Here is a 14,104-nt window from a genome sequence, read left to right as displayed (position 1 = left end):
ACTCAAACCCCACCTGACCGTCAGCCGGTTGCATTCCCCGAATACCCGATCACGAATCATCCGGACCGGCGCCCGACGTCGAGGCAGCTTGCAGCGGCTCCACCAGGAGCGTCACCGGAGTGCCGAGCCGCGGCGCTTGAGGTGAGCCAAGTAGCGTCCTGTGAACATGCGCCCTCCGCAGCCGTCCGACCATCGCTCATGTTGCAAGATCGCCCTAATAAGCAGTGCCCGGGAGCATCCACACTCGCAAGCTAAGAAGCCGAGACCTTCCGGAAAAGGCGCGCGATCGTGTCAGCCCGCTGGTGTTAACTGAGTCCCAACGAGCGCTGGGGGACTACGTGGGCAAGATTTACGGATACTACGAGTACGACGAATCGCTGACTCCGGGACGGTCGGCGGACGGTGGCCTGAGCCAATTGCTCTTCGACAACGAGGGGAAGCTGTCGGATCACGCGTCGTTCCATCCCGAGGACCCAGACGACGATGAGGACTACAGGTACCACGCGACGTTGCCCACCAACGACACCGAGTCGGCGGCGCTCCTCATCTTGGCGGTGATCGGTGCCGCGGCGGGTGCGTACATTCTGGTCCGCAAGGCGAGTCCGCAGGTGCAGCGCATGCTCACCGAGCGCGCGCTACCAGCAGTCCGATCGGTTTGGAGGAAGGTGCGTGGACAGGGGAGCGAAGCCGATTCACCTGACGCAGGCGAAGCGAGCATCGTCGTTGTGAGCACTCCGCTCCCACACCTGGACGCAGCAGCACCTGGAACCGACGTCTTTGTTGCGAAGCCGCAGATGAGCGCGGACGAGTGGTATGAGCGCTTCCGAGCGATGTGTGCGGCACGGAAGTTCGCTGACGAGCAGTGGAAGCTCCTGTCCTCAGCGCAGGTCGCGGATGACGAAGTAATCGCCGAGCTGCAGCGCGAGATGACGCACACTCGTCCGGAGGCGGTCGTTCGGCAGGTGACACTGATGCTCGAGGCAGCGCGAGAAACTGATGCGGATGCGGATGCGGATGCGGATGCCGGAGCCGAGCGGATGCCCCTAGAGGACGAGAGCGATCCCGGACAGCGCCCCTGAGCGACCCCTACTCAGTAAGAGCTCAGCTCAGGGCAGACTGAGAGCAGGTACCGGCGCCAGGTTGACGCAAGCTGACTCCCGGCCGGAACGCGACACGAAGGTTCGCATGAGACCTGTTGGGCTTGATTGTCGTAGCCGACCGATACCGTGAGTTTGAGTGACCCGACAGCATCAATCTGCGCCGTGATCGGCGTTCAGGAGACGACAGCACGCCATGGCAGGACGAACCGCTAAGCCGAAACCAACGAAGACGCTGGAGCAGCGACTGTGGGACGCTGCCGACAAGCTGCGAGGAAATCAGGAGCCGAGTGAGTACAAGCACGTCGTGCTCGGACTCGTCTTCCTAAAGTACATCTCCGACCGCTTCGAGGAGCGCCGCGGCTCGCTGGAAGCCGAGGTTCTTGCCGACGGCATCAAGCCGGAGCGCATCGCGTCCTTCCTCGAAGACCGCGATGAGTACACCAGCCAAAACGTCTTCTGGGTGCCTGAAAACGCCCGCTGGGGCTACGTGCAGTCGCGCGCGAAGCTGACGACAGTCGGCTACGACATTGACTCAGCGATGGACCTTATAGAGAAGGAGAATCCATCCGTCCGTGGTGTGCTTCCGCGCAACTATGGACGCGACGGCCTCGATAAGCGCCGCCTCGGCGAGCTCGTCGACCTGATCGGCGGTATCGGCTTCACGAGCACCGATGACCACGGTGCCGACGATGTACTCGGGCGCGTGTACGAGTACTTCCTTGGGCAGTTCGCCGGTAAGGAGACCGGCAAGGACGCTGGCGCCTTTTACACCCCTCGAAGCGTCGTGAAAACGCTCGTCGAGATGCTCGAGCCCTACAAGGGCCGGGTATACGACCCAGCTGCAGGCTCGGGCGGCATGTTCGTTCAGTCCGCCGAGTTCGTGAAGGCACATGGCGGCAAGCGCACCGACATTTCGGTGTACGGCCAGGAGTACACGGATACGACTTGGAAGCTCGCCAAGATGAACCTTGCGCTACGAGGCATCGAGGCTGATCTTGGCCCTAAATCGGCTGACTCCTTCACAGAAGACCTTCACCCAGACCTTCGCGCCGACTTCATCATCGCCAACCCGCCGTTCAACGTCTCCGACTGGTGGGACGGGAAGCTCGCGGATGACCCGCGCTGGAAGTACGGGACCCCGCCCCAGGGAAACGCTAACTTTGCGTGGGTACAGCACTTCATCCACCATTTGAGCCCTTCGGGCACGGCCGGGTTTGTTCTCGCTAATGGTGCGCTGTCGTCCCGCGCCGCTGCCGAGGCTGAGATCCGAGAGCACCTTGTGCGTGAGGATCTTGTTGACTGCATTGTGTCGTTGCCGGACCGGCTCTTCTTCAACACTGCAATACCCGTCTCGCTCTGGTTCGTGTCGAAGGGCCGGCGGGGGAATGTTCACCGCGCTCGATCAGGCGAAGTGCTCTTCATCGACGCGCGACATTTAGGTGAAATGGAAACGCGACGGTTGCGCACACTTAGCGATTCCGACATCGCAGAGATTGCCAGTACCTATCACGCCTGGCGCTCTCGCGAATCAGTCGAGTCGTACGCCGATGTCGACGGTTTCGCCCGCGTAGCAACTACCGAGGAGATTGCTGCTCACGGTTACGTTCTAGCTCCAAGTCGCTACGTTGGCTCTAGTGAACAAATCGCTGACCCCAATTCCGCCGAGGCCGTCTCGAAGCGAACGATGCTTGCTTCTAAGGCTCGGCAGATGCTCGATGTCTTTGATGCCGCTCGGGTCGACGCCGAATCCGCGCTTGCCGAATTGTCTGGCGCATTCGACGTGTCCGACTGGCAAGAGATATGTGTTGGCGATGTTGCGAAAGTCGTCGGTGGCGGCACGCCGCCTTCCCGTGAAGAAAGCAACTTTGGCGGGGACATTCCTTGGGTGACGCCTAAGGACATGACCAACCATCGCGGTCGATATATCAGTGCTGGTGCGCGATTTCTTACCAGAGAAGGGCTCTTGAACTCGAGCGCGAAACTTCTTCCGAAGGACGCTGTACTGGTGTCGAGCCGTGCACCGATTGGTCTCGTTGCGATCGCATCTAGTCCACTCTCGACAAACCAAGGCGTCCGGTCCCTGATCTTCGACGAGAGTCAGAATCCCGTCTTTTGGTATTACCTCTTGCGGCAGTCTACCGCTGTTCTCGACGCGCATGCCAACGGTAGTACATTTCGGGAGATCAGCGGCGGTAGCCTCGCCAAGCTCAAGTTCACGGTGCCTTCACTTGAATGGCAGGGGCGGATCGCACAGACCTTGGATAGGTTGGACAACCTGATCGAGTACAATCTCGGCCTCAATCAAGTGCTTGGTCAATTGTCAGCTATGGGCTCCCACTACGCAGTTAGGCAAAGCGAATGAGAAGTGCCACTCTGTGTCTGGTCGATGGTTGCCTTAGGATGCAGGGTCACGCTGGTGAGCACGATGTACGGCCGTCTGAGGCGTGGAGATTCTTTGGCGAGGCGGATACGAGAAAGATTGCGAAGGCAGGCTACGCAACCCCTCGAGGTGGCGCAAAAGGCGCCTATCAGAATCACGTCTACCGAAACAATCGCGTAATCGTCCCGTTCGAGCATCTCAATCAAGTTGACCTCAAACAGTTCACGGACGGCTACGTGGTGCGTCTCTTTCCAGACCAGTATTTCGAGTCTGCTGGAGTTGCCTCGGGTAGGTTCGCGGAACCTGATGCCCCAGTGGTTGGTCAGGACGCATTCGTGCTGTATCGCAGTCATCAGTCGCTCGAAGCTTTCCCGCCACCCGCGGACTGGGAAGTGCGAGGGCTTTCCAAAGATGGCAGGCTTGTAAACCGGCGCGGGACCGGCGCGGTGGACACTGGGGAGTATGTTGTCCGTCTCTCGAAGGGCGGGTCGGCCTTTCCGAAGCGGGGCGAAGGGCCTCCGCAGGGAATCTTCGCGCCCGAGTACGCCACTGCACAAACCAACTTCGAATGCCAGGCGATGCTCGCCTGGTTGATTGTCCACGCCCGTTCAAGTCCTTACACCACCTCTCAAGCGATGCATTTGAGATCGATTCTTGAGTATTGCGACTTGATCGGTGACCGCTTGGAGCGTGCGGGCGTGACACGGAACGGTCTTTCCATTTGCCCTCTGTGCCTCCGGGTGATCGATTACGATGAGCTCCACAAGGCCGTTGACTTCAGTCAGGTCGACGGGCTGCTTAACGCGGCACTCCAGGTCGACGGAGCGACTCGTTCGACGGAGGCAAACCTGTTTCATCTCGAACCCCTTGTCTACGAGCGGCTTAATCATAAGCCGACCTCGGTGGCGTGGGGACACGCGACCTGCAACACGCTACTCGGTCAGCGGCGCTGCTTTTCCCTCGCAGAGCTTCAAGAAGCGGGTCGAAAGGTTGGCTTCTTGGATGAGAACGACGAACTTCTGACATTTGGCTGGATGTCGAATGACTTCAAGATGATCCGCTCGCCGCACGGCGCAGTGTGGGTGCAACTGAGCGATGACATGTCTCAGGCCGAGCAAGACGCCGCGTTCGATCGAGGAGAAGACCGTCCTCTCGCGGCTCCTGCAGAGGAAGAAGGTGACGCATCATGAGCGCCTTCAACGAGAACATTGTCGAATTGGCCGCGCTGGAGTACTTCGCTGAGCTTGGATATCACACGCTGCACGGCCCGAGCCTCGCGCCCGGCGAGATCACCGCTGAGCGTGAGTCGTACGAGGAAGTCTTTCTGTGGAATCGACTGCGCGATGCCCTCCGTCTTCTGAATCCGGACCTCGATAGCGACGCGGTGGCTGAGACCATCAAACGCGTGCAACGGGCCGAGTCCCAGAGTGTGATCGATGAGAACTACCGGCTCCACAAGCTTGTCACGGAAGGTGTGCCGATCGAGCAACGCGGTGCTGACGGAATCCTCCGTACGCGCACCATCAACCTAATCGACTTCGAGCACCCAGATTGCAACGACTGGGTGGCGCTGAACCAGTTCACTGTTGTCGAAAACGGCAAGAACCGGCGACCGGATGTGCTCGTGTTCATCAACGGAATGCCGCTGGCGCTGTTGGAACTCAAGAACCCGGCTGCCGAGCACGCAACGCTCAAGTCCGCCTGGAACCAGGTGCAGACGTATCGCAAGGACATCCCGTCCGTGTTCCTGGCGAACGCGGTGACGGTCATCTCCGACGGAACTTCTGCCGCAATGAGTAGCTACAGCGGTGCGTTCGAGCACTACGCCCCATGGAAGACGATGGACGGCAGGACGGTGATCACCAACCGGCCGGCGCTCGAGGTGCTCATAAAGGGCGTTTTCGATAAGGTTCGTTTCCTCGACCTGCTCCGCAACTTCGTTGTATTCAGCCGCGAGACAGTCACGGACAAGGTCACGAAGCAGAAGACCTCTGTTCTTATCAAACGCGTCGCGAAATATCACCAGTATTGGGCAGTCAACGCTGCGGTTGAGTCGACCATTCAGGCATCGAGGCCGTCCGGTGACCGTCGCGGTGGTGTCGTCTGGCACACCCAGGGCTCCGGCAAGAGCTTCGAGATGGTGTTCTACGCCGCGAAGGTGATGCGCGATGCGCGAATGGCCAACCCGACGCTCGTGTTCATCACGGACCGTAACGACCTGGACAACCAGCTTTACGAAGAGGTCTTCGCGCCCTCGCATATCCTGCCCGAATCACCGGTCCAGGCCGAGACCCGCAGGGATCTGCGCACTAGGCTGACCCGGGCGTCAGGCGGCATCGTATTCACGACGATTCAGAAGTTCGCACCGGGCGAGGACGGTGACGCGAACGTCGTGCTCACGGATCGACGCAACGTCGTTGTAGTCGCGGACGAGGCGCATCGCTCGCAGTATGGCTTCAGCGAGTACATCGACCGCAGCGGTCGACTCAAGGCCGGGCTCGCCAAGCACCTGCGCGACGCCCTGCCGGGAGCTACCTACCTCGGCTTCACCGGCACGCCGATCGACTCCGCAGACAAGTCGACGCGTTCCGTGTTCGGCGATTACGTCGACGTCTACGACCTGACGCGTGCTGTCGAGGACGGCGCTACCGTCCGCATCTTCTACGAATCCCGCCTCGCCAAGGTGGATCTATCAGCCGAGGACTACGCCGCGCTCGACGAACTCGTCGAGGAAGCCACCGAGCAGGTCGAGGAGGATGCCGCAACCGCCGCGAAGTCGCGTTGGTCACGGCTTGAAGCGATTGTCGGCGCCGACGCGCGCCTCGACATGGTCGCAGCAGACATCGTTGAGCACTGGGAAAAGCGACGCGAGTCGATTCTCGGTAAGGGCATGATCGTCACGATGAGTCGCCGCATCGCGGTACGCCTCTACGAGAAGATCGTGGCACTGCGACCGGAGTGGCACTCGGACGATTCCGCCCAGGGAAAGATCAAGATCGTCATGACTGGCTCAGCTGCGGACCCGGCAGAGTTCCAGCCGCACATTCACTCGAAGGACGTGCGCAAGGATCTGAAGGTACGGGCGAAGAACGTCGACGATCCACTTGAGCTGGTTATCGTGCGCGATATGTGGCTGACCGGCTTCGACGCTCCGTCGATGCACACGATGTATGTCGACAAGACCATGCAGGGCGCAGGGCTTATGCAGGCCATCGCGCGAGTGAACCGAACGTTCCGTGACAAGCCGGGCGGACTAATCATCGATTACATCGGCATCTTCGACAACCTGCAGAGCGCGCTGAGCGAGTACTCGCCGTCCGACCGTGATCAGGCGGGCGTCCCGATCGAAGACATGGTCGACATCATGCTCGAGAAGCACGACGTCGTGCGTGGGCTGCTTCACAGAGTGACGTATGACGCTTCCCCTGCGCTGACGCCATCGCGGCGTCTCGCTGAGTACGCCAAGGTGCTCGACTTCGTGATGGCCGACCCGGATACAACGAGCCGCTTCAAGGATCAGGTACTGGCACTGGCGAAGGCGTTCGCGCTGGCCGGAGCGCGTGATGAAGCGGCCGCCATACGGAACGACGTCCGATTGTTCACGGACGTGCGCGCGGCGATCCTCAAGATCGAAAACCCTGACTCCGGGCGTGGCGGAAGTGGAAGTGTCGAAATAGACACCGCGCTCGGGCAGCTCTTGAACGAGGCTGTGTCGGCGAACCGGGTAATCGACGTCTATGAGCTGGCCGGCGTCGAGACCCCCGAGCTGTCGCTGCTGTCCGAGGAGTTCCTCGACTCGCTCGCCGAAAAAGAGAAGCCCAATCTGCAGATGGGGCTGCTTCGTCGTCTGCTCAATGACCAGATTCGCACTGTGCAGCGGACGAACGTGGTGCAAGCGCGAAAGTTCTCCGAGCAACTCGAAGAGGCCATCAACCGCTACACGAACCGGTCGCTGACGACGGCTGAGATCGTCGCGGAACTCGTGAAGCTTGCGAAGACGATGCGTGCGGAGGATGCCCGCCATAAGTCGCTTGGGCTGCGTGAGGATGAAGCTGCGTTCTACGACGCCGTCCGGCTCAACGATGCCGCGGTGCTCGAGCTAGGTGACGACACGCTCAAGAAGATTGCACACGAACTCGTTTATGCGGTTCGGTCGTCGGCCACGATTGATTGGAACCTAAAGGACTCTGTCCGCGCTGCGATGCGGACGAAAGTGCGGCGACTTCTCGCAAAGTACGATTACCCGCCCGACGCAGAGGCAAAGGCAATAGAGCTGGTGCTTGAGCAAGCCGAAGTGCTGGCGGGCAGCGAGGTTCAAGGATGAGCAGTTTAGAACGCGAACCTGCATGGGACCTAACCGCGCTCACGCCCGAATTCATCGAGACCGAACACGCCCAATACGCCAAAGCCATCGCCGACAACCTCCAGAAAGACGATGTGCTGAACATTGCCCTCTCGGGGAATTACGGCGTCGGCAAAAGCAGCATCTTGAGGCGAGTATCAGACGACCACAAGGGTCGCGTGGTGGAACTGTCACTTTCTACATTGTCGCCCATCGAAGCCTCGACGCTCGACGAATCGATTCCTGTTCAGGCAACCACGCCAACGAACCGAATCCAGCAGGAGATCGTCAAGCAGCTGCTATACCGCGAGGAGCCGAAGTCCGCGCGCGCCTCGCGTTTCCGACGGATTGAACGATTCAGCTGGGGCAGGGAAGTTGCGCTCGCCCTAATCGGCGGCGCGGTAATTTCGCTCGCATTCATGATTCTGGGGTGGGCGGGGAAAATTGAGCGAACACTCCAGCCGCTCGTCGAACTCAAACTCTGGGTGTACCCGATCCTCGCGCTGCTCGCCGCTGGCGGGATTATTGCGACCCGCGCGCTACTCCACGGTCGTATCCACATTCGTCAGTTCTCCGCTGGCCCCGCCGCCGTGACGCTGGATGAGAAGTCAGTCTCGTACTTTGACCAATACCTCGATGAGATCGTGTACTTCTTCGAAACGTCGAAGCGTGACATCGTCCTCTTCGAGGACATCGACCGTTTCAACGACTCGCACATCTTCGAGACGCTTCGGTCTCTCAACGCACTACTCAACGCGTCTCCCCAGATCAAGAAGCCAATTCGCTTCATCTACGCGATTAAGGACAGCATTTTCGACAGGATCAGTCTTGAGCACGAGCAGCGGAGGCTTGATGTGGCTCTCGTCGAGATCGCCGACCCGGCGCAGGCGGAAATCGTGCGTTCGAACCGGACCAAATTCTTCGACCTCGTCATCCCGGTAGTTCCGTTCATCACCCATCGAAGTGCGCGCAACCTGACGACGCAGATCCTACGCGGGATCGAGCACGACGTGTCGCCTGACCTTATCGACCTCGCCGGTCGGTTCGTTCCGGACATGCGTCTACTCAAGAATGTGCGCAACGAGTTCGTTGTCTTTCGGGACAGGATATTTGCGGGGGACGGAAAGCAACTCGAACTCAGCGAAACCCGCCTATTCGCGATGATGCTCTACAAGAGCACGCACCTCAGCGATTTTGAGGTCATCCGGCTCGGCAAAAGCAAGCTTGACAAGCTGTACGAGGTCAGCCGCACGTTGGTGTCCGTGAACATCGGACGCGTTGAGCGTGAACTCCGCTCCGCGCGCGCGGAGATCTCGCGGCGCACGACCGCGAAGCAGCGAGCATCACGGCTCGGCAAGATCCTCGTGTCTCGAATCGACCTCATGATCCGCGCCGCGAGCTATCAGAAGCTGAACGGTTACTATTTGCTTGGGGGTCAGTCCGCGGAGCCAATCAACTTCGAATCCGTCGAGTTCTGGCGCAAACTCGCGGACGACGAGCACGATCTCACCGCTGGTTGGCGCAATCCTCACTACAGCCGCCAGCAAATCGAGCTGGGTAGATCAGATATCTCTACTCTCGTTGGAGACTCGCTGGATGTTGATGCGTGGCGTGAAGCCGAGGACGAGGCCGAGTCTGAGCAAGTGCGCGACTTGCAGGAGCAGCTCGCGTTCCTGCGTACGTCTGACATGGGTGACCTCATGCGTCGGCCCGAGTTCCTGGTCGAGTTCGAGAATGTCTCGCAGCCGCTCAACGCGGTGGCGGAGAAGCTGCTCACGAAGGGGCTCGCGTTCGACCTGATTCGTGCGGGCTACGTGGACCGCAACTTCACGCTCTATACGTCCACATTCCACGGCGATCGAGTCAGCCCGGCGGCCACTAACTTCATCATCCATCACGTCGAGCGTGGGCTCATGGACGAGCAGTTCGTCCTGACCGCTCAGGACGCGGAGGCCGTGATCCGTGAGCGCGGAGCCCGTTCGCTTGCTGAGTCGCCGCTGTTCAATATCGCCATCTTGGATTACTTGCTGGACTTGAACAGCCCGGACGCAAACATCATGATCACGGCTCTGGCGCGCTTCGACGCCGATAGCAAACGGTTTCTGCAGAGCTACCTGAGCAGCGGGGCATCGCGTCAACCGCTCGTTGAGAAGCTCACGGCGCGGAGCCCGCGCGTGCTCAACTACCTGGTCGCAGACGTCGACCTGGACGATGACACGAGGACCGAGCTCGTCAGCGCCTGCCTCGGGAGTTTGGCCACGAAGCCGAAGCAGACCGTGACAGAAAAGGCTAAGGCATACCTCGCTGCGAACTACGCGCAGCTACCCGCCATCGCGAGCGCCGCGCTGCCAGCCGCGCGAGCCGAACGGGTTGCGCTCCTATTTAAAGAGGCCGGGCTGTCGCTGCCTGACCTATCGGAAACGAGCGGTGCGGTGAGGCCGGCATTCGTGAAGCTCGGTCTGTACGAGATGAGCCTGTCCAACCTCCAGGCGGCAGTCGGCGACGTGGTTGGCGTTTCGCTCGATGAGCTCAGGGCCGCTCACAGAGCGGACGTTTACGCCAAGGCGCTTGCCGACCTACCGAGTTACCTCGATGCTGTCGACGGTCACGCAGCAACGAACCACACAGCTGACCGGTTTCACACCGTTGTCAGCGAGGTGCACGATGCGGCACCGGAACTGCTCGATCGCTTCATTGCCGGTGTCTCGGATGAGAGTCAGATCGCGGACGTCGAGGACGTGCCAGACGAGACGTGGCCCGTGCTCGCTGCGCACGAGAAGTTCCCGGTGACGTTTTCCAACGTAACCAAGTACATCGAGCGGTTCGGCGGTGCGGACGCGGATCTCGCAGTGGTGCTCGCATCGGCAGAGAAGATCACCGAGCACGAAAACGCGGACGAGGATGCGAAGCGCAGACTCGCCGTCACCCTGATCGCGACTCCGTTGACGCTTAGTGCAGAGCTTCGCGCAAAGCTCGCGGAGAGCCTCGGACTGAAGGCATGGATCGTCGCGACAGATCTGCCGGTCGAGTCCGGTGCGCTGTACCCTGAACTCGTCGCTCGTAGGGTTATCTCCGGCAACGCCGTGACCTATCTGCATCTCGCGTCGGCAAACTGGGCGACGCGAGAACGAGTCGCCGCCGTGTCGACGAAGTTCGCCGAATGGGTAACGCCTGAACTCATCGGCACTGATCTTGCGAGCGCACTTACCAGCTCCTCCGTGTCAGACGAAGCGAAGCGGGCAATCATCGAGAACGCTGACGCGTACGCGTCACTTGGTGGTCGCGCGGGACTTATCGAGCTTGGAAAGGCTGCACGAAGGCTTCAGATCCTCATCAGCTTCTCGGTTGTCGAACAGATGGCAACGCATCGAGTTGGCGATGAGGCAGTTTTGCATCACCTCGTGCCGTACCTGACCACGGCGTCAGACGCGCAGCTCTTCGGAGTTCTGAACGGCATGGGCGGCGCCTACGGTAGCCTCACGCGGCTAGGGCGGGACAAGCCGAGGGTGGCGAACACCGCCGATAACCATCGACTGCTTGAATCGTTGAAGCAGCGGGGGATCGTTACAAAGGTCGAAGACGACAGGAATCCCATGAAGGTGCACAAGAGATACGGAAGCTGACGGCATATTTTCCGAGTGTTGGAGCGTTCGACCGTTCGAACCGACACCACCCGCGGCGCCGGCGGCAGGCAGACTCAGCTGGCTGCGTTTAGAATCTTCAAGGGCCCAGACTCAGCGCGGCGACGTGGCCGCGAGTGAGGTTCGCTGTGCCCCAGGAGTGATGGGGCAGGGTCAATGGTGGACTTCGGGGCAATGCTGGCAAGCGACGCGGACGACGCGCCGATCGAACCGCGAGAGCTGCACAGCCAGCTGACAAAAGCACCGGGTTATGGATACCTGCGCGACGTCCAAGGGCAGGTGCTCTCGAAGTGGCACGAGCGCCGCGACGAACGCGACATTGTCATCAAGGTCAACACCGGCGGCGGCAAGACCATCGATGGTCTCATCATCCTGCAGAGCTACCTGAACGCCAGCGAGGGACCGGCGCTGTTCGTCGCCCCCAGCGAGTACCTAGTGGGACAGGTCCTCGCAGAGGCGCAGAAGATCGGCATCGACGTCACGACCAACGTCGATGGCGCGGCGTACCTCAATAGCGAGGCCATCGGCGTCGTCAACGCCCACAAACTGGTCAACGGACGGACGGTCTTCTCGAGCAGACGGCCAACGCGCGCTCGCGCTCCTATCGGAGTGGTCGTTGTGGATGACGTGCATGCGGCCATCGCCACGACCCGTGAAAAGCTGTCGTTGACGCTGCCACGTAATAACGCCGCGTTCAAGCCCCTCTTGGATCTATTCGCGGAGGATCTGAAGACTCAGTCCTCGGACTCGTACCTCGACGTGCGCGACGACCGGCGCGGCGCCCCTGTGCGGGTGCCGTTCTGGGCATGGCGTTCGAAGGTCGAACAAGCGCGGGAGCTGCTTCGCAAAGAGACTGGTGAGAAGAAGGACCTGTTCTACGACTGGCCGGCGGTCGCGGAGGTTCTGCCGCTGTGTCGCGCAGTCTTCTCTAACCATGAGCTGACGATCACACCGCACTGTCCTCCCATCGACCACGTCACGTCGTTCATGGAAGCGAAGCACCGCGTGTTCCTCACAGCGACGCTCGCCGACGACAGCGTGCTCGTCACCGACTTCGGCGCCTCCCCGACCAGCGTGCAGTCGCCCATAACCCCGCTGTCCGCAGGTGACATCGGCGAGCGGATGATCGTCGCTCCGCAGGAAATCAATCCCGCACTCACCGTCGAGGCGATCCGCGCGGAAATCGTCAATCTCAGCAAGACGTTCAACACAGTGGTGCTCGTCCCGAGCGCCCCATGGGCGGAGGCGTGGAGAGCGCACGCGGCCATCGTTGCGACGAAAGACGACATCGAGGACGCCGTCAAGAAGCTCCGTGCTAAGAAGCACGTCGGACTCGTTGTACTGGTCAACCGCTACGACGGCATTGACCTTCCCGACGACGCTTGTCGGGTGCTCGTTCTCGACGGTTTGCCCGAGGCGTTCAGCCCCGAAGAACGCCTAAGCTCAAGCCTCGCCCGCGCCAGCTCCGGAATCGACGACCGCCAGGTGCAGCGAATCGAGCAGGGAATGGGCCGCGGTGTGCGCAGCAACGAGGACCACTGCGTGGTGTTTCTGCTCGGCCCCCGGCTAGCCCAGCTGACCGTGGACCCTCGCACCGTGACCCGTTTCAGTCCCGCAACCCAACAGCAGCTCAAGCTCTCACGCCAGGTAGCCGCGAAGATGGACAACCTCCCGCTCAGCGGTATCGTCGATACGGTAAAACAGGCGCTCACGCGAGACAAGAACTGGGTGGAGCTGGCCCTCAAGGCGCTGCGCAACATTGCCCCGGCACCGGGACATGTCTCAGACGCGGCGGTTGCAGAGCGCGAGGCCTATGTCCTGGCGCAGAACGGCAACACAGCCGCCGCCCGCGATCGCATCGCTACCGCCGCCGCAGCTGAGACGGACGAGACGTCCGCGGGGAGACTGCTGGAGCTGCAAGCAACGTACGCGGATATCACCAGCCCAGAACTCGGGCAGCAGATCCTCACCCAGGCCCGCCTGAAGAACACCAACGTCACGAAACCCCTCGCCGGACTGACCTTCGTTGCCCTCGAAACTCACTCACCTCAGGCGGTGGCATGTGCCACCCGCCTGGGGCAGAAGTACTCCACCGCCGCCGCGCTGCGCCTGGACGCAGAATCCATCATCGAGGACCTCACCTTCGATGAGTACCGAGTCGAGCAGACCGAGGAGTCACTTCGGCGTGCCGGCGAGTTCATCGGGCTAGGGTCCCAGCGGCCCGAGCACGATACGAACACCGGACCCGACAACCTCTGGGCGCTCGGAGACAACGAGTTCTGGGTCATTGAAGCAAAAACAGGGGCGAAGAGCGCCGCCATCGGTAAGCGCGACATGGGTCAGCTCGCGACCTCGATGCTGTGGTTCGGTCAGCGATACGACCCTGCCGCCCGCGCAGTGCCGATCTTGGTACACCGTGCCACCGCCGCTTTCTCAGACGCGACTCCTGTAACGGGCATGCGAATCATCACGGAAAGAGGGCTGGGCGAGTTCGCGTCGGCACTGCGCGCCTTCGCCACCGCCCTCGCCGAGGGCGTGTGGACGGACCCGGAGGCAGTTGCAACCTTGCTGGAGGGCCACGGGCTTTCGTCCAGCAAGTTGAGCACTTTCGCCACCGCGCAGCGCGGCATCAAAAACTGAT

General features: G+C 60.9%; 6 protein-coding genes and 1 pseudogene. All 7 read left to right on the top strand.

From position 1 onward, the window contains the following. Window positions 1-338 precede the first annotated feature (338 nt). Entirely contained in the window at window positions 339-1,079 is a 741-nt protein-coding gene (locus DEI83_RS02180) for a hypothetical protein (protein ID WP_111080174.1), read from the top strand. A 214-nt stretch (window positions 1,080-1,293) separates the two neighbouring features. Further along, window positions 1,294-2,751, top strand: a pseudogene (locus DEI83_RS02175) (type I restriction-modification system subunit M); the annotation flags it as partial. 33 nt (window positions 2,752-2,784) lie between these two features. After that, complete coding sequence (locus DEI83_RS16380; protein ID WP_375334641.1) at window positions 2,785-3,462, top strand: restriction endonuclease subunit S; 678 nt, start codon at window positions 2,785-2,787, stop codon at window positions 3,460-3,462. After that, entirely contained in the window at window positions 3,459-4,670 is a 1,212-nt protein-coding gene (locus DEI83_RS02170) for a restriction endonuclease (RefSeq protein WP_181431035.1), read from the top strand. The genes DEI83_RS16380 and DEI83_RS02170 overlap by 4 nt, the downstream gene beginning before the upstream one ends. Next, window positions 4,667-7,804 carry a type I restriction endonuclease subunit R gene (locus DEI83_RS02165; RefSeq protein ID WP_111080172.1) on the top strand — a complete coding sequence of 1,046 codons (3,138 nt, stop codon included), beginning with the start codon at window positions 4,667-4,669 and terminating at the stop codon, window positions 7,802-7,804. Before DEI83_RS02170 ends, DEI83_RS02165 begins: the two co-directional genes overlap by 4 nt. After that, window positions 7,801-11,445 (top strand): P-loop NTPase fold protein, encoded by a 3,645-nt coding sequence (locus DEI83_RS02160; RefSeq protein WP_111080171.1) that lies wholly within the window; start codon window positions 7,801-7,803, stop codon window positions 11,443-11,445. Before DEI83_RS02165 ends, DEI83_RS02160 begins: the two co-directional genes overlap by 4 nt. A 174-nt stretch (window positions 11,446-11,619) precedes the next feature. Next, window positions 11,620-14,103, top strand: a complete 2,484-nt coding sequence (locus tag DEI83_RS02155) for a helicase C-terminal domain-containing protein (protein WP_111080170.1) — start codon at window positions 11,620-11,622, stop codon at window positions 14,101-14,103. Window position 14,104 lies beyond the last annotated feature (1 nt).

Source organism: Curtobacterium sp. MCBD17_021 (genome assembly GCF_003234525.1).
GTDB lineage: Bacteria > Actinomycetota > Actinomycetes > Actinomycetales > Microbacteriaceae > Curtobacterium.
Note: the sequence above shows the minus strand (reverse complement) of the source record. Positions and strands in the feature narration are given on the sequence as shown.